Annotated in this window: 16 protein-coding genes; 8 read left to right on the forward strand and 8 right to left on the reverse strand. The window is 62.9% G+C overall.

What is annotated here, in order from left to right:
* Window positions 1–10: 10 nt before the first annotated feature.
* From ROSMUC_RS10265 to ROSMUC_RS10275, 3 genes are all read right to left on the reverse strand, one after another.
* On the reverse strand, window positions 11–2,032 hold the full coding sequence (locus ROSMUC_RS10265; RefSeq protein ID WP_037272627.1) for a capsular polysaccharide biosynthesis protein: 2,022 nt from the start codon (window positions 2,030–2,032) through the stop codon (window positions 11–13).
* Window positions 2,029–3,177 (reverse strand): polysaccharide biosynthesis/export family protein, encoded by a 1,149-nt coding sequence (locus ROSMUC_RS10270; RefSeq protein WP_102105928.1) that lies wholly within the window; start codon window positions 3,175–3,177, stop codon window positions 2,029–2,031. Before ROSMUC_RS10270 ends, ROSMUC_RS10265 begins: the two co-directional genes overlap by 4 nt.
* A gap of 97 nt (window positions 3,178–3,274) precedes the next feature.
* Window positions 3,275–4,567 carry a capsule biosynthesis protein gene (locus ROSMUC_RS10275; RefSeq protein WP_037272629.1) on the reverse strand — a complete coding sequence of 431 codons (1,293 nt, stop codon included), beginning with the start codon at window positions 4,565–4,567 and terminating at the stop codon, window positions 3,275–3,277.
* A 139-nt stretch (window positions 4,568–4,706) separates the two neighbouring features.
* Between ROSMUC_RS10275 and ROSMUC_RS10280 the strand changes: the two genes are divergently transcribed.
* Window positions 4,707–5,294, forward strand: a complete 588-nt coding sequence (locus ROSMUC_RS10280; RefSeq protein ID WP_037272632.1) for a riboflavin synthase — start codon at window positions 4,707–4,709, stop codon at window positions 5,292–5,294.
* On the opposite strand, the gene ROSMUC_RS10285 is transcribed toward ROSMUC_RS10280, so the two are convergent.
* From ROSMUC_RS10285 to ROSMUC_RS10305, 5 genes are all read right to left on the reverse strand, one after another.
* Window positions 5,291–6,154, reverse strand: a complete 864-nt coding sequence (locus ROSMUC_RS10285; protein ID WP_037272636.1) for a DUF2189 domain-containing protein — start codon at window positions 6,152–6,154, stop codon at window positions 5,291–5,293. The genes ROSMUC_RS10280 and ROSMUC_RS10285 overlap by 4 nt on opposite strands.
* A 119-nt stretch (window positions 6,155–6,273) precedes the next feature.
* A complete protein-coding gene (locus ROSMUC_RS10290; protein WP_037272638.1) occupies window positions 6,274–7,059 on the reverse strand; it encodes an ABC transporter permease in 786 nt (261 codons plus the stop codon).
* The gene (locus ROSMUC_RS10295) at window positions 7,056–7,808 is read right to left on the reverse strand and encodes an ABC transporter permease (RefSeq protein WP_037272640.1); all 753 of its coding nucleotides are present in this window, start codon (window positions 7,806–7,808) and stop codon (window positions 7,056–7,058) included. The genes ROSMUC_RS10290 and ROSMUC_RS10295 overlap by 4 nt, the downstream gene beginning before the upstream one ends.
* Before the next feature lie 5 nt (window positions 7,809–7,813).
* Entirely contained in the window at window positions 7,814–8,575 is a 762-nt protein-coding gene (locus ROSMUC_RS10300) for a transporter substrate-binding domain-containing protein (protein ID WP_037272643.1), read from the reverse strand.
* A gap of 38 nt (window positions 8,576–8,613) precedes the next feature.
* A complete protein-coding gene (locus ROSMUC_RS10305) occupies window positions 8,614–9,411 on the reverse strand; it encodes an ABC transporter ATP-binding protein (RefSeq protein WP_037272646.1) in 798 nt (265 codons plus the stop codon).
* Between the two features lie 93 nt (window positions 9,412–9,504).
* Between ROSMUC_RS10305 and ROSMUC_RS10310 the strand changes: the two genes are divergently transcribed.
* The 7 genes from ROSMUC_RS10310 (at window position 9,505) to ROSMUC_RS10340 (ending at window position 16,812) form a co-directional block, all read left to right on the forward strand.
* On the forward strand, window positions 9,505–10,146 hold the full coding sequence (locus tag ROSMUC_RS10310) for a TetR/AcrR family transcriptional regulator (RefSeq protein WP_037272992.1): 642 nt from the start codon (window positions 9,505–9,507) through the stop codon (window positions 10,144–10,146).
* A complete protein-coding gene (locus ROSMUC_RS10315) occupies window positions 10,143–11,330 on the forward strand; it encodes a pyridoxal phosphate-dependent aminotransferase (RefSeq protein ID WP_037272649.1) in 1,188 nt (395 codons plus the stop codon). Before ROSMUC_RS10310 ends, ROSMUC_RS10315 begins: the two co-directional genes overlap by 4 nt.
* Window positions 11,331–11,354: 24 nt before the next feature.
* Window positions 11,355–12,140, forward strand: a complete 786-nt coding sequence (locus ROSMUC_RS10320; protein ID WP_037272651.1) for a dimethylarginine dimethylaminohydrolase family protein — start codon at window positions 11,355–11,357, stop codon at window positions 12,138–12,140.
* Between the two features lie 52 nt (window positions 12,141–12,192).
* Window positions 12,193–13,542, forward strand: a complete 1,350-nt coding sequence (locus ROSMUC_RS10325) for an NAD(P)/FAD-dependent oxidoreductase (RefSeq protein WP_281256602.1) — start codon at window positions 12,193–12,195, stop codon at window positions 13,540–13,542.
* A 207-nt stretch (window positions 13,543–13,749) separates the two neighbouring features.
* Window positions 13,750–14,937 carry a porin gene (locus tag ROSMUC_RS10330; protein ID WP_037272658.1) on the forward strand — a complete coding sequence of 396 codons (1,188 nt, stop codon included), beginning with the start codon at window positions 13,750–13,752 and terminating at the stop codon, window positions 14,935–14,937.
* A 123-nt stretch (window positions 14,938–15,060) separates the two neighbouring features.
* The gene (locus ROSMUC_RS10335; protein ID WP_037272994.1) at window positions 15,061–15,447 is read left to right on the forward strand and encodes a carboxymuconolactone decarboxylase family protein; all 387 of its coding nucleotides are present in this window, start codon (window positions 15,061–15,063) and stop codon (window positions 15,445–15,447) included.
* A gap of 189 nt (window positions 15,448–15,636) precedes the next feature.
* Window positions 15,637–16,812: a porin gene (locus ROSMUC_RS10340; protein WP_245875156.1), complete on the forward strand. Its 1,176-nt coding sequence runs from the start codon at window positions 15,637–15,639 to the stop codon at window positions 16,810–16,812.
* Window positions 16,813–16,817 lie beyond the last annotated feature (5 nt).

The raw sequence follows: 16,817 nt of genomic DNA on the forward strand, positions 1-16,817 counted from the left end.
TTGTCCCGCCTCAGCGCCACCATGTGGCGTAGGAGGCCAGCATGCCTTGCAGCTTGGCCAAGAGGCGGTTGGCAGGGCCGGGCCGGGGCAAGGGACCATGCGCCAGCCGCTCGACCACCACCTCGACCGCACAGGGCCGCCCGGTCACGGGATCGCGGTAGCGGGGATAATCAATCAGCGTGGCATGGACGAGACCGCGCAGTGTGGGTCGGGCGTTGCGCCGCGCCGGGATGTCGCCCAGATCACGGGTGAGACCCCAACCGGCGTAGAATGGCGCGCCGGTTGTGGTCACACGCACCCCGCGCAAGAGCGCCTCGAAGCCCAGAAGCGAGGTCATGGTCCAGACCTCTTGGACCATATCCAAGAGACGGGCCGGATCGGTGCGGTCCAGAATGACATCCGCAAGGTCGCGGGCGGCCTCGGGCGGCACCGCGCCGGGGCGTAGCCCGGCCTCGACATCAGGATGCGGTTTGTAGAGGATCACGGCATCCGGGTTGGCTGTGCGGGCTGCTTGCAGGAGTGCGAGATTGGTGCAGATGGTCCCGGCCCCCAGGCGAATTGAGGCGTCATCCTCGACCTGTCCCGGCACGAGGATGCGCCGCCCTTCGGGCAGATCGGGCACGGGCTGGCCAAGGTTGTATTTGCTCAGGCCATGCCGGATCAACGCTGCGATCAGCGCCTCGGCGCGCCGTTCTTGATCGGGGCGCAGGCGGGCGCGGCTGGCGATCAGGCGCTCCAAGCGGCTCTCGCGCGTGGGGTCATAATAGATGCCCAGATCGTCACAGACCAGCGACAGGGGCGGGATGAGATCGGCCCCGAGGCCGCGCGAGCGCAAGAAGCCATCTTCGACGCGCAGAGCATTTTGCGGGGCTGTGTCGGTCTGAGAGGCCCAGACCATCGCGCGGCGGTCGGGCTGGGGCGTGCCGCCAAAAACCATGCGCCGATGCGTGCCGAAGAAGCGTTGCAGCGGGGCGCGTTTCCACAGGCGCATGCCATGGGCCTGCCAGCCGGTGTGATCCTCGCGCCAGGCCCGCGTTTCGGCCTCCAGTGTCGAAATCGCCTGATCCAGATCGCAGAGCCGGTCGCGGCAGGGGTCATACCATGTGGGATAGAGCAGCAGCGCCCCGGCGAAAAGTTGCGCACGGGTGAGGTTGCGGCCCCGGCGGCTGAGGGGCAGCGGGTGGCGGTCGTCGCTCAGACCCCAGCCCGCATAGAAGGGCTGGCCAAAGACCTGTGGGCGGTGCCCGGCCAGAATGGCCTCGAACCCTATCTGCGAGGTCACGCAATAGACCGCGATGGCCCCGTCCATCAGCGCCCAAGGGCTGACTGGATCGGAGAGGAGGCGGATGCGCGTGCTCTCGTCCTTGGGGCTGAAATAGCCGGGGCGCTGGCCCGATGTGGTTTCGGGATGGGTCTTGATCACGATGGGCGCGCCGGGGTGATCCTCTTGTGCCCAATAGAGCATCTCGCGGAAGGTGTTGGCATCCGCCCCGCCATGGGTGACCGAGGCATCGCCGCGCGTCTGGTCGATCACCAGAACATAGCCCGGATCAGGACAGGGGGTAGCAGGATCAAAGGCGCTGTATTTGCTCAGATGCGCCTCTTGCAGGCGCGCGATGCCGCTGCGTGCCCGGTCCAGAAGGGCGGTATCATCCAGCGGATGCGTGGCCAGCAGATGTTCGAGATCGGAAGCGTGGCGGCTATCGAAATAGATGCCGCGCCGGTCGATCACGAGCCCCAGAGGCGGCTCGCCGGTGCGTCCCGGATGGAGCGAGCGCAAAAACGCATCCTCGATGCGCAAGAGCCCGGAACCGGTGCGGGCCGCCACCGCCTCGCCGCGCGCAGCATAGGGGCTGCGGCCCCAGACGGCGATGAGGTCATCCCTGCCGGGCCGCCCAAGGGTCAGGTCATGGCCTGCCAGTTTCAGGATACGGCGCACGCGGGTTTGCCACAGAAACCCGCCGTTGAAATAGAAAACCCGCCGGGAGGCCTCGGCCTCGCCAGCGGGTTGCCCGTCAGAGGGCTGGCTCAAAAGTCGCCCGAGAGCGTCGAGGACGCCGTCGATACCGACCCGACCGCGCCAAGCGTGCCGGTAAAGGCCCCGATGACCTTGGACCATTGCGTGAACGGCGCCTCGGTCACATAGATCGTGTCGTCGTCGCGGATCGAGAAATCTCGCGCCATGAACATGCCGTTGGGCTTGGTGAGGTCGAGCACATAGACCAGACGTTGCGCGCCCTGAAGGTCGTTACGGCCCAGCACCTGATTGGCGATTTCCGCCGGTTCGTTTCGCAGCACAAAGACGCCGGTCGGATCGGCGGCGGCGGTCGAGAGACCGCCCACCTGTGCGATGGCCTCAAGCGCGCTGAGGGTCTGCGTCTCGAAGGTTACGCGCGACTGAGCACCGGTCGCGCCAAGGGCGGTATAGGCGCGGGTATCGGCCTCGACCAGAATACGGTCACCACCGCGCAGGGCGATGTCGAACTGCGGGTATTTGAAGAGGTCCTGAAACCAGACCTTGGAGCGTTGATCGCCGCGAATGACCGTGATCTGTGCCACCTCTGGCGGGATCGCGATGCCACCGGCAGAGGCGATCATCGCCGAGAGGGTGCGGGTGGGGGCCTCGATCGGATAGACGCCCTGACCGCTGACCGCCCCGCTGATCGACACGGTCGAGCCGTTGCCCGCAAGACGGCGCACCTCGACTTGGGGATCGGGGGTTTGCTGTTCGAGTTTCTCGGTAATGATGCGGCGGACGCCTTCGGGGGTGTTGCCTGAGGCCTTGATCCGGCCTGCATAGGGCACGAAGATAAAGCCGGAGCCGTCCACCTGAACCTCGCCCAAGGTGGTCTGGTTGGTTGCCTCGCCAGCCAAAAGCCCGTCATCGACGTTTTCCCAGATGGTCAGGCCCAAGGTATCGCCGGGGCTGATAAGGTCAGAGCCAAGCAGGCCTGCGTTCTGGAATTGGTCGGTAAAGCCGAGTGCCGGTTGCACGGCGGTCGCGCGGGTAACGCGGTCATTGACGGTCACGACAAAGGCATCGCCCTGACGCTGGACCGATCCGGCGTAGAGTTCACGCTTGTTGGGGCCCACGCGCGGCAGGCCGCATCCGGCCACGAGGGACGCAATAAGCAAAAGCGCGACAGGGCGCGCCCATCGGGTGTGTCGGGATGTCACTGCTCGGTCTCCTCGACCTGTTCTTGTTCTGCCTCGGGTCTTTTTTGCCACGCTACCGGAGAAAATTGTTAAAATCCAGCATTTCCATCGCCTGCGCCTATGTGATGAGGCGCAACTGTTGCCGAGGGGCCGCGGTGCCAGAGCGCAGTGCGTCATAGGGGTCTTCGGCGGCAAGCATCATATCGACCGCTTGCCGCAGGAGTTGCCGCCGCCCGGACGAGGAATAGAAGCCGCCTGCAATCTGGCTGGTTTCCAGCAGAAACCGGCGATAATCGGTGTAGGCGCGGCGGTCGGGGCGCTCTGCCCCGGCAAAGAAATCGGACAAGGGTTTGGTCGAGACGAATTGCGGCTTGGCATAGACCGCCTGACCGAAGGTGCGCAGCGGAATGCCGCGCCAGAGCACCTGTTGCGCCGCGGTGGAATTGACCGTGACGGCAGAGCGCGCCTCGTCCAGCAGTTTCGCAAGCTTGCCGCCGCGCAGGTAGTGCACCCGTCCGCGCAGGCCATGGGCGCGCACAAGGCGGCGCAATTCGCTGCGGATGGGGGCGCGGCCATCCTCCAGCGGATGCGCCTTGATCACCAGATGATGATGGGGTGGCGCACCGCGCGCAAATCCGTCGATCACGGTTTCCAGAAATTCGGTCATCGTGGAAAAGGGCGAATGGGCCTGGAACGAGGCGTCGTGTTCCAATTGCAAGAGCGCGATGTGATAGGGAAATCCGCCGGTGCGCACCCGCCATGTGGTCAGACGCCGCTCGATGGCCTGAACCGGCATTAGCACCAGCCGTTTCAGGTAGAGCTTGAACTCCTGTCCGACGGTCAGCGCGCGATGGGGGCGGAAATGGCGGTAGCGGCGGTTCAGGAAGAGGACAAAGCCATGATAAAGCGCGCCGTAGAAAACATGCTGGCGCATGTCACCCCAACTGGCCGGGGGCAGGGCGGTGTCCATGTCCGAGTTTTCCAGAGCCTGCCGCATTTCGGGCACGCTCATTTCCATCAGGCGGGAATTGCCATTGGTGCCGCCGCGCTCATACGTCACCCAATAGGGGCGCATGTAACCTTCTTCAAAGACATGGATCGTGAGGCCGCGCGCGCGGGCGAGCTCAACCGCTTGCGCATGGATGGGTCGGGTATCGCCATAGAGCACGAGATCGGTGATGCGCTTGTCATCGAGGATCTGGCTGAGGGTCGCGGGCCAATCCTCGGCCTGACCGAGAAAGGGCAGATAGCTGCTCCGCTGGCGCCAGAACGCCTGATCCCCGGCATTGAAGCCTACGCGCCAGACATCCGCCCCTGCCCGGCGCAGCATCTGCCCGAGTTGATAGAAGAACGGCCCATGCGGCCCCTGAAGAAACAGGAACGCGCGGTTCTCGCCGGTCAGACCAGTCATGGCAGTGTCTCTTGCCTTTGCGCTCGATCACGCTTTCTACTGCAAAAATCGGGCGAAAATAAGCCCTGTCGGCTGCGGTCTCTTGTCTGGCGGCGGTGAGGGCGGTAGGGGTCACGAGATACCAAGAGGAGAGCGATACATGTTCACGGGCATCATCACCGATGTGGGGCGCATAGAGGCGGTCGAGCATCGTGGCGATCTGCGCGCGCGGATTGGCACTGGCTATGATACCGCACGGATCGAGATTGGTGCCTCTATCGCCTGTGACGGCGTGTGCCTGACGGTTGTGGCGCTCGGGTCCGGCTGGTTCGACGTGGATATTTCGGCCGAAACCCTGTCCAAGACCAATCTGTCGGGTTGGGCTGAGGGGCGGCGCGTCAATCTGGAAAGGGCGCTGCGGGTCGGCGATGAATTGGGCGGGCATATCGTGTCGGGCCATGTCGATGGCTTGGCCGAGGTCTTGGGATTGCGCGACGAGGGCGACAGCACCCGCGTCACGCTACGCGCGCCCGCGTCCCTCGCACGGTTCATCGCCCCCAAGGGATCGGTGGCGCTCAACGGCACCTCGCTTACCGTCAACGAGGTCGAGGGCTGCGACTTCGGGATCAACTTTATCCCGCATACCAAATCCGTGACCACATGGGGCGATGTGGCACTGGGGGATATGGTCAATCTCGAGATCGACACGCTGGCGCGCTATGTGGCGCGGCTGGCCGAGGCGGGTTAGGTCTCGACCGGCACGGCGGCGCGGTAGAGATGCCATGTTGCGTGCCCAAGCACCGGCAGAACGATCACCAACCCAAGGAACGCTGGCAGCATCCCGAGGGTCATGCCAAGCGCCACGATCAGGCCCCATGTGGCGACAATGCGCGGATTGCGCCGCGCCACGGCAACCGAGGTCATCACCGCCACAGGCAGGCCCACGCGCCGGTCGATCAGCATCGGGAATGAGATCAGGCTGAGCACGAGAACGGCGGCGGCAAAGACAAAGCCCGTGGCCATGCCCAAGATGATCATTTGCCAGCCCGCCCCGGTGGTCAGCACATCCTGCGCAAAGCCCATCAGGCTGCTGGGCGGAAGCGGCCCAAGCGTGAGGTCGTAGATATATTTCGCGGCGAACATCCAGACCACGAAAAGCCCCATGAGATAGACCCCCAGTACCAGCACCGGCCCCAGAACATGTGCGCGCAGAGCGCGCAGGGCGGTACCCCAGCCCGTTGCCTGCCCGGTTTCGCGCTGACGGCTCATTTCATAGAGCCCGGTTCCGATCACCGGACCCAGCAGGGTGAACCCTGCCGCCAGCGGAAAGAGCAGGTGCAGATTGGCCGAATGAAACGCCGTAAGGGCCAGCGTGATGCCGATCAGCGGATAGATCGCGATGAGAAAGAACACGTCGCTGCGCAGGGCCACGAAATCCGCCAGCCCCTTGTGCAGGGCGGTCATAAGGTCGTCATGGCTGAGGGTGCGCACCTCGGGTGGGGTGGTGATTTCGCTGCCGAGCGCCTCGGCGGCGTCAGACGCGCTACGTCCCGCGCTTGCGGTGGTGCCCGCCAGCCATGTCAATGGATTGCCGATGGTCTTGGTCATTCTGGCCTCCCTTTCCGGGGCGCGGATGCCGAAGGTCCGGCATTGCGCCGTCACGTTGTGGTGGAACAAGGATACCACGGATTGCCTCTGCCGTCACATCACGATGGAGCGACGGGGATTCAGCCCTCTCGTCTGCGCGAGGGGACGCGATTTTCGACCCAGCGGAACATCAGTGCGATAAGGCCCGCGATGATCATGTAGACCAGTGCCAGCAGCAACAGCGGTTCATAGACGATGAAGGTGTCGGCGCGCACGCGGCTCGAAACCGCGTAAATCTCGATCACGGTGATGGTTGCGACCAGTGGTGTTGCCTTGAGTTGCAGGATGGTTTCGCCGCCCAGCGTGGGCAGGACATTGCGAATGGCCTGCGGTAGCCATATCCGGCGAAAGATCGTGAAACGCGGCATGCCAAAGGCGCGCGCGGCCTCAAGCTGGCCTTTTTGCACGCTAGCAAAGCCGCCGCGCATCACCTCGCCCTCGTAGCCCGCATAGGACAGGGTGAGCGCCAGAACGGCATAGGGCCAGGCCTGACGCAGATAGGGCCACAGCTCTGACCCGCGTATCCACGGGTATTGCGGGAAAAGAGAGCCAAGGCCGTAATAAAGCAGCCAGATTTGCAGAAGAAGCGGCGTGCCGCGAATGACGGTGCAAAAGACGCGGGCAGGGGCAGCCAGATACCAGGGCCCTGCCGCCTGTGCCAGTCCAAGCGGAACGGCGAGCGCAAAGCCTAGCACCACCGTCACCACCAATATCCAGATCGTGCGCCACAGACCTTCGAGCGCGAGCGGCAGATATTGCGGCAACCAGTCCCATCGCAGCGACAGGGCGCACCAGATCACGAAACCGGCAAAGAGCGCCATCAGGAAGAGGCGGCGCGGGATCAGGAGGGCGCGCAGATCGCTCATCGCCCGCCCTCACGCAGGGAGGGTTGACCGCGCCGGGCCCATTTTTCGATCCGGGAAAAGATCACCCCGGAAAACAGCGTGATGAGCAAGTAAAGCCCGCCCGCCGCGAGGAAAAAGGTGAAATAGGCCCGCGTGCTGCCCGCCGCCTGTCGTGTTTCCAGCGTTAACTCGCTAAAGCCTACGATTGCCAACAAGGCCGTGTCCTTGGTGGCAATCAGCCACAGGTTTGCCAGCCCCGGCGTGGCAAAGCCCATCATTGCGGGGATTGTTACCCGCCGCAGCGTCATCAGCGGCGGCATGCCAAAGGCGCGTGCGGCTTCGAGTTGACCGGGCGGGATCGCCTGAATGGCGCCGCGCAAGACCTCGGTCGCATAGGCCCCTTGCACCACGCCCAAGACCCAGATGCCCGCAACCACGCCGCTGATCTCGACCCGGTCATAGCCCATGGCGGTTGCGGCCTGATTGATCAGGTCAGAGCCGACGTAATAGAGGATCAGGATCAGCACCAGTTCCGGCACGGCGCGGATGACGGTGGTGTAGATCGCCAGAAGATCGCGCAGGAGCGGCCCGCCATAGAGCTTGCCATAGGCGCCACCCAACCCGATCAGAAGGCCAAAGCCAAAGGCCCCGAGCGCGATCTGGAGCGAATTCACCAGTCCGCGCAAGAGGTTGGCCCCCCAGCCCGGAGGCTCTAGCGACAAGAGGCTGGCGGCTTCCGCCAGCCCCAATGTGTCCAGCAGCGCCTCCAACGGGCTTAGTAGATGCTGGCTTTGAAGTAGCGCGCGGTGATCTCCGCATGGGTGCCATCGGCCAGAATAGCGGCGATGCCCTTGTTGAGCGCCTCGCGCAGGGCATCGTCCCCCTTGCGCACCCCTGCGCCAACTCCAAGCCCGAGAATGGCCGGGTCGTCAGCGACATTGCCCTTGATCTCGCAGCAGGCGCCCGCGTCTGTGGACACGAAATCCGCCATGGCGATGCTGTCGGCCTGCGTGGCGTCGATCCGGCCTGCGACCAGATCCTGATTGGCCTCGTCCTGCGTCTGATAGATGCGGATCTCGGCGGCGTCCTTGAAGTATTCCTGCGCATAGGCCTGATGAATGGTCGAGGCCTGAACGCCGATGATCTTGCCTTTCAGGCCTTCGGGGGTGGCGTCGATGTCGACCGCCTTGTCAGCCACGACCACGGTTGGTGTGTTGTAGTAAGGGTCGGAAAAGTCGATGGTTTTCATCCGCTCTTCGGTGATCGACATGGAGGCCATGATGGCGTCGATCTGGCCGCCGGTGAGCGAGGGGATGATCCCGTCCCATGCCACCGGGGTGATCACGCAGTTAAGTTCTGCGGCCTTGCACACCGCGTCGATCACATCGACCTCCCAGCCGACCCAGGTGCCCGAGCTGTCGAGCGAGGCAAAGGGCGGATAGGGTTCGGCGGCGATGCCGATCTTGACCTCTTGCGCGGCAAGCCCGGTGCCGAGGGCCGCCAAAGTGGCGGCGGCGAGGATGGTTTTCAGTGTCATGTCAGTCTCCCTTGTTGGTTGGTTTGATCTGCCCCGCCTTATCCGACGGTTTGCAGGAATTGCTTGAGGCGGGCCGATTGCGGCGCGCCAAAGACGCGCTCGGGGGGGCCTTCTTCCTCGATCCGGCCCTGGTAGAGATAGACCACATGGCTGGCCACCTCGCGGGCGAATTTCATCTCATGGGTGACGATCAGCATGGTGCGCCCTTCGGCGGCAAGATCGCGGATCACGCTGAGCACCTCGCCGACAAGCTCGGGGTCAAGCGCGCTGGTGGGTTCGTCAAAGAGCATCACTGCGGGGTCAACGGCCAAGGCGCGTGCAATGGCGGCGCGCTGTTGTTGGCCACCGGACAGAAAGGCGGGAAAGGTATCGGCCTTGTCGCCAAGGCCAACGCGATCAAGCAGCGCGCGCGCCCGCTCAATCGCCTGATTTTTCGGGGTTTTCAGGACATGCACCGGCACTTCGATCACATTCTCAAGCAAGGTGCGATGGGTCCAGAGGTTGAAGGCCTGAAACACCATGCCAAGCCTCGTGCGGATACGCTCGATCTGGCGGCGGTCGGCGGGGCTTCCGTCGGCGCGCATGGCGATTTCCTCGCCATTGACCACGATCCGGCCCGATGTGGGCGTCTCAAGGAAATTGATACAGCGCAGCATGGTCGACTTGCCCGAGCCTGACCCGCCGATGATCGCGACCACATCGCCCTTTTGTGCGGTGAGCGACACGCCCTTGAGCACTTCGAGCGGCCCGAATGACTTGTGCAGGTCTTCGACAAGGATCGCGGGAGGCACCGGGACGGGCGCGTCGGACGGTCGGGGCGCTGCGGTCAAGGGCATGTCTCCGGCGTGGGCACTTTCGGCTTGTAGTAAGGCGGAAGAGTCGTAATTATGCAAGCGTATAATTGTTCGCGCCGGAGGATGCAGGCGACCATGACCGGAGAACGCCGCAAATTCAGGCGCGAAGGGGCCGACACCCGCCGTCAGGCGCTGGTGCTGGCCACGCTCGATCTGATCGCGGAACAAGGTGTGCGCGGGGCCACGGTGCGCGCCATCGCAGAGCGGGCGGATGTGACCCAAGGTCTTATCCGGCATTACTTTTCCACCAAGGATGAGCTGGTGCAAGAGGCCTATCTCGCGCATATGGCGGGGCTGACAGAACAGACCTTTGCCGGGGTTGCGGAGCGGGAAACGGCGCGCGAACGGTTGGCGGCGCTGGTGGTGGCCTCGGTCACGCCGCCGGTGGTGGATTCGGCCTCGGTCGGGCTATGGGCCGGGTTTCTCAACCATGTGCGGCAGGATGCGCGGATGCGCGCGGTGCATGCGCAGACCTATCACGATTTCCGCGACCGGTTGGAGGGGTTGATCGTGGCGGCGCTGGAAGAGGCGGGGCGCGGCCCTGATGCGGGGCAGGCGCGGCGGCTGGCGATTGCCTGCAACGCGGTGATTGACGGGCTCTGGCTGGAAGGTGGCGCGCTGCCCGAGGCGTTTGGGCCGGACGAACTGACCGGAATTGCCCTGACTGCGGTGGGGGCGATTTTGCAACTGGATTTGGAAGAGGCGGCGAAAACATGAGATTTTCCTCGATAAATGAAAGGCTTGCCGGGCTTGGCGGGGCCAAGTGGGAAGTGCATGCGCGGGCCAAGGAGATGGCGCGCGCGGGTCGTGACGTGATCCGTCTGACCATTGGCGAGCCGGATGTGCCCACGCCCGAGCGCCTGAAGGACGCTGCCTATGCCGCGATGAAGGTGGGGCGTACGGGCTATTCGGACGGGCGCGGTGAGCCGGGATTGCGCGCGGCACTTGCGGAAAAATACAGCAAAAACAGGGGCCGCGCGTTTCACCCCGATCAGGTGATGTGCTTTCCGGGCACGCAAACCGCGCTCTATGCGGTGATGATGGCGGTGGCGGAAACGGGCGCCGAAGTGTTGGTGGGCGATCCGATGTATGCCACCTACGAGGGGGTCATTCGCGCCACGGGGGCTGCGATGGTGCCGGTACCTCTGAGGCCCGAGAACGGATTTCGCATGGCGGCGGCGGATGTGGCCCCCCTGATAACCCCGAGAACACGCGCGATTTTATTGACCACACCGCACAATCCCACGGGGGCGATTCTGACCCGTGCCGATATTGCGGCACTTGGGCGGTTGGCGGTTGAGCATGATCTCTGGATCATTTCGGACGAGGTCTACGAAGATCTGGTGTTTGAGGGGTCCGAGTTTGTCTCGCCTTTGTCCGATCCGGATTTGGCGGAGCGGGTGGTTGCGGTGTCGTCGATTTCCAAAAGCCACGCCGCACCGGGATTTCGCAGTGGTTGGTGTATTGGGTCGCTCGAATTTACCGCGCATTTGCTAGCGCTGTCCGAGACAATGCTCTTTGGAAATCAACCGTTTATCGCGGATATGACGGAGCAGGCGGTGCGTGAGGGATCGGATGTTGCGGCTGGCATGCGGCAGAGGTTCGCCGCGCGTGCAGACCTCTTGGCGGCGCGGTTGGAGCGGGAAACGGCGCTGCGCGTGCATCGCCCCGAGGCGGGGATGTTCGCGATGGTGGACATTGCCGCGACGGGGCTGGATGGGGAAAGCTATGCCTTTGATCTCTTGGAGAAAACCGGCGTGGCGGTGATGCCGGGAGCGTCCTTTGGCAAGACGCTCGACTCATGGGTGCGGTTGGCGCTGACGGTGGAGGATGCGCCCTTTGCCGAGGCCATTGACAGGATCGTGGCCCATGCCAATGCGCGGCGCGTCAAGATCGCATGAAATCAAATGTAATCAGAGGGTTATATGATGAATTCCAGCTATGAATTCCGCCGGGCGATCACCCGAAAACCGGGTCGGAGCATTGTGGATGGCTTGCGGGCCGAGGATATTGGCACACCGGATCTGGCGCGTATGCTGGAGGCCCATGCCGCCTATGTGGCGACCCTGCGCAGCACCGGGGCGGAGGTGGTGGAATTGCCCGCGCTTGAAGCCTATCCTGACGCAGTTTTCGTAGAAGATACAATGCTTTGCCTGCCAGAGCTGGCCATTACCATGCGCCCCGGCGCGCCTTCGCGGATGGGAGAAGTGGCGGAGATGCGCCCGGCAATTGCGGGATTTTATGGCGACAGGATCGCAGAAATCACCGCGCCGGGGACCATCGAGGGGGGCGATATTCTGGTGACGGGGCGCGAGATTCTGGTGGGGTTGTCGGCCCGGACCAATCGCGAAGGCGTGGCGCAACTAACTGATATTGTTAATAAATATGGCTACGCTTTGAGACTGGTCGAAACACCGGAGGGGGTTTTGCATTTCAAGACCGACTGTGGCCTCTTGGCCCCTGAAACCATCCTGAGCACACGCAGGCTGGCGGTGTCGGGCTGTTTCGAAGGCTATGAGGTGCTGCTTGTGCCCGACGGGGAGGAAGCGGCAAGTAACTGTATTCGCTTCAATAATCTGGTGATCATGGCCGCAGGGTTCCCGCGCACGGCCGAGATGCTGGCGGCGCATGGTTATGAGGTTGTCCAGATCGACAACATCGAATGTGCCAAGCTCGATGGCGGGATGTCTTGTCTTTCGCTGCGATTCTGATCTTACACTTCTTACGAAATGAAGCGGATTTTGTAAGGTCCACAGCCGCGCCATGACGGTGCGAGATCGGGATAGTGTCATGCGGATCGAATGGGCACGGGAGGCCGATCTTGGCACCCCTTACTGGTGGTCGGCGCTGAGCGCGCCCGAGGCGGGCGAGGACCTGCCCGACACCTGTGATGTGCTGGTGATCGGGGCGGGCTATGCCGGGCTTTCGGCGGCGCTGGCGGCGCATGAGGGCGGCGCGCGGGTGGTCGTGGTCGATGCGGCGGAGCCGGGGCATGGGGCCTCGACCCGGAATGGCGGCATGTTCGGGGCGCATCCGCGTCTGGGCTGGGCCGAGTTGGAGGCGAAGTTCGGGGCCAAGGCGGCGGACGCGCTTTTCGCTGAGGCGAAGCCCGCGCTCGACTGGGCCAAGGATCTGATCGCGCGTGAGGGGATTGATTGCGATTTCCAGAACACGGGGCGTGTGCAGCTGGCCTATACGCCCAAGCATTTCGCAAATCAGCGCCGGATGGCCGAGGTCGTGAGCGCGAAATCAGAGGTCAAGGTGCGCCTGATCGAGCGTGCCGACTTGGGGCAGGAGATCACGACCGAGAAATATCATGGCGGGCTGCTATTCTCCGAGCATGGCGCGATTCATCCGGCCAAGTTCCATCAGGGCCTCTTGCGCGCGGTGCGGGGGCGGGGTGTGCCGGTGGTGGCCCATGCAGCGGTAACGGCGCGCGAGGCCGAAGTTGCGGGATACCGGGTGCAGACCGCCAAGGGGGTAATCCGCGCGGCCAAGGTTGTGCTGACCACCAATGGCTATACCAGCCGCCCGTTTCGCTGGCACATGGCGCGGGTGTTTCCGTTGCCGTCCTATATCATCGCGACCGAGGAATTGCCGTCGAACCTGATCGGCCATATCGCGCCGGGGCGGCGGATGATGGTCGAGACACGGGCGCGGCACAGTTACTTCCGCATTTCGCCGGATGGCCGCCGGGTGCTCTTTGGTGGGCGGGCGTCGATGGCGGAGATGGGGCCAGAGGCGGCGGCGGCGCAGCTTTACAAGGTCATGGTGGGGATCTGGCCGGACTTGAAGGGCGTCAAGCTCAGCCATTCGTGGCGGGGGTTCACCGGCTACAGTTTCTCGCACATGCCGCATGTGGGGCATGACGAGGGGGTGCATTACGCGATGGGATTCTCTGGCTCGGGCACGGTGATGGCGCCTTGGCTGGGTTCCAAGGCCGCCTATCAAGCGATTGGCGATGCGCGGGGGGCGACGGCCTATAGCGCCACGCCGCTCAGCCGAAGCTGGCTGCATCCGGGCGAGCGGCCGCATTTTTTGCGGGCCGCGAATCTGTGGTATCGGCAGGTCGTGGACCGGGTCGAGGAGTGGCAGGCGGGGGCCGGCCGGTAGGGCGGCTGAGACATGGTTTGCCTCTTTTGCGGGCTATTCAATCGGCGGGATAGCGACACTGTGTCGGCGCTGCATCAGGCGCCGCGATTTCGTGATGCGCACGAAACGGTGTTTTGACTGTGAAGCTTTTGTGACCGCCATTGTCGTGGTCAGCCGATCGCACCAAAACGCGGCGGTTCAGATCCGAATTTTTCTGGAGGGACTTCCTTGAAAAACCTACTCACAAGCACCAGCGCGATTGCCCTTGGTGTTGTCATGGTCACACCCGCATCGGCCCAGGAATGGGACATGAAATGGGGCGGCTATTTCTCGAGCCACGTGGCCTATGCCAAGGTCGATTCGAATACCATTCCGCACACCGGCGCCGACTTTGACGGTATCGACGTCTATAGCGAAACCGAGATCGAATTCACCCCGTCGGTGACGCTCGACAACGGCATGACCTTTGGCGTCAACGTGCAGATGGAAGGCACCAACAACGGTGGCGGTGCGACCGGCATCGACGAAAGCTATCTGACGATTTCGGGCGACTCGTTCGGCAAGATCGATCTCGGCAACGAGAACTCGGCTGGCTACAAGATGATGGTGTCGGCACCGCAGATCGATGGCAGCATCTGGATCAACTCGCCCTCGATCTCGGGTTTCATTCCGATTTCGGTCAGCGCGGGCGGCAACCTGCCTTGGAACTTCCGTCAGTCGGCCATCTCGGCCTATACCGAGGTTCTGGGCAACAACGACGTGCCGCGGATCAGCTACTATACACCGTCCTTCAACGGCCTGACGCTGGGTATCTCCTATGCAGCGTCTGACAACGTGGTCGGCACCGGTGCCAACGCGGGCAACAACTTTGGTGTCAACCGCAACGCGGGCGTCACGGACATTTTCGATATTGCTGTCGCCTATAGCGGGTCGTTCAGCGGCGTCGATCTGGACGCGTCTGCGCGTTGGGGCACGGCCGAGAACAACACCGGCATCGCGGGCACGGATGATCCCGAAGTTTGGGGTGTCGGTGCAACCGTCGGCTTCAATGGCTGGGCCTTTGGCGGCTCCTATTCCGAGAATGACAACGGCGGCCTGCTGCCGGATGAAGAGGGCTGGGCGTTTGGCATCACCTACGATCTCGAAGGTCCGTGGAAATTCGGGATCGACACCTATCAGGGTGAGTACAGCGGCACAGGTGCTGCCTCGGGCGACAAGGCCGAGTTCGAAGCCTATCAGATCATCGGCAACCGCGAGCTGGGCCAAGGCGTGAGCTGGTCGATTTATGCCGTCTATGCGGAAGGCACGGTCAACTCTGACGCAGGCGGCACCTTTGCAGCCATCGCCGGCGGTCCGGTGGCCAATACCTCTGTTGAGGGCACGCTGATCGGTACGTCGATCAACCTGACCTTCTGATCCATTTGTGAAAAAGAGTGCGGCGCGCGGGGGTCATTCCCCGCGCGTTTTGCATGTCTGGTGCTTGTCCTTGCCCGCAGCCCTGCGATGATGGGATGGATCAGCCATCGAAAGGAACAGGTGATGAGCACATTCGACGAGAATCTCTTTCTCAAGGGGTTGGAGCAGCGCAAGGCGACGCTTGGGGCGGAGTATGTCGAGCGCAGTCTGGAAGCAGCGGATGAGTTTACCCGCCCGTTTCAAGAGGCGATGACGGCCTGGTGCTGGGGGTTTGGCTGGGGCGATGAGGTGATTCCGGCCAAGACGCGCAGCATGATGAATCTGGCCATGCTGGGGGCGCTGGGCAAGATGCATGAATGGGAATTGCATTGCCGCGGTGCCATCAACAACGGGGTCACGCCAGAGGAAATTCGCGCGATTATCCATGTTGTTGGAATTTATTGTGGCGTGCCGCAGGCTCTTGAATGTTTCCGGGCGGCAAAAAAAGTGCTGGACGCGCAACAAGGTTGATCGATGCGCCTTGTCTAAAAGGGCTCTGGGAAAGGGGTGTGGTTTCTGCGTCACATTCCGGGCGCGATGCGGTCAGAGCGGGGAGGTCGCGTTGACAGTTTGGGGGGTAATGGCGCATTTCATAGCGCAAGCCGTTTCCAATGACTGGTGCGGCGGATCTGATTAACCTGCTTCTGAGGAGGGACACCCTTGAAAAAGCAACTTCTGAGCACCAGCGCGATTGCTCTTGGCGTGGCATTTGCCGCACCGGCATCGGCACAGGAATGGAACATGGATTGGGGCGGGTTCTACAACTCGCACGTTGGCTATGTCACCGTTGATTCGAACACCCCTGCCCATGCTGGCGCGGATTTCGATGGCGTTGACGTGTTCGCGAACACCGAAATCCACTTCACCCCGTCGGTTACCCTGGACAACGGCCTGACCTTCGGCGTCGACATCCAGATGGAAGGCACCAACAACGGCGGTGGCGCAACCGGTATCGACGAAACCTATCTGACCATCAAGGGCGACACCCTGGGCCGCATCGACCTCGGCAACGAGAACTCGGCTGGCTACAAGATGACTGTCGCTGCTCCGCAGGTCAAAGGCGGCATCGGCATCAACTCTCCGTCGATCTCGGGCTTCGTTCCGATCTCGAACGGCGCTGGCGGCAACCTGCCCTGGCTGTTCCGTGACTCGGGCATTTCGTCCTATGCTGAAGTTCTCGGCAACAACGACGTGCCGCGCATCACCTATTACACCCCGTCCTTCAACGGTCTGACCCTCGGCGTGTCCTACGCTGCGTCGTCGAACGTTGCAGGTGCCGGTGCAAACGCTGGTAACAACTTTGGTGTGAACCGCAATGCTGGCGTCACCGACATCTTCGACATCGGCCTGGCATACAGCCAGTCGTTCAATGGCGTTGATCTCGACCTGTCCGCACGTTGGGGCACTGCAGAGAACAACACCGGCCTGGTCGGCACCGATGATCCCGAAGTGTGGAACGTTGGCGCAAGCATCGGCTTCAACGGCTGGGTCATCGGCGGTGGCTACGGCGAGAACGACAACGGCGGTCTTCGCGCGTTTGACTCCGAAGGCTGGAGCCTCGGCGTGACCTATGACATCGCAGGTCCGTGGTCGGTTGGTTTCGACACCTACCAGGGTGAGTACAAAGGCATTGGCGCCGCATCCGGCGACACCGCTGAATACGAAGCCTACCAGCTGGTTGGCAGCCGTTCGCTCGGCGCTGGCGTGACCTGGGCCGTGTACGCTGCCTATGTTGAAGGTTCTGTGAACGCGAACCTCGGCGGCACCTTCGGTGCAAACGCCAACACCGAGACCGAAGGCACTGTCATCGGCACCTCGATCAACCTGTCGTTCTAATAGAC

This window comes from Roseovarius mucosus DSM 17069 (assembly GCF_000768555.3).
GTDB lineage: Bacteria > Pseudomonadota > Alphaproteobacteria > Rhodobacterales > Rhodobacteraceae > Roseovarius > Roseovarius mucosus.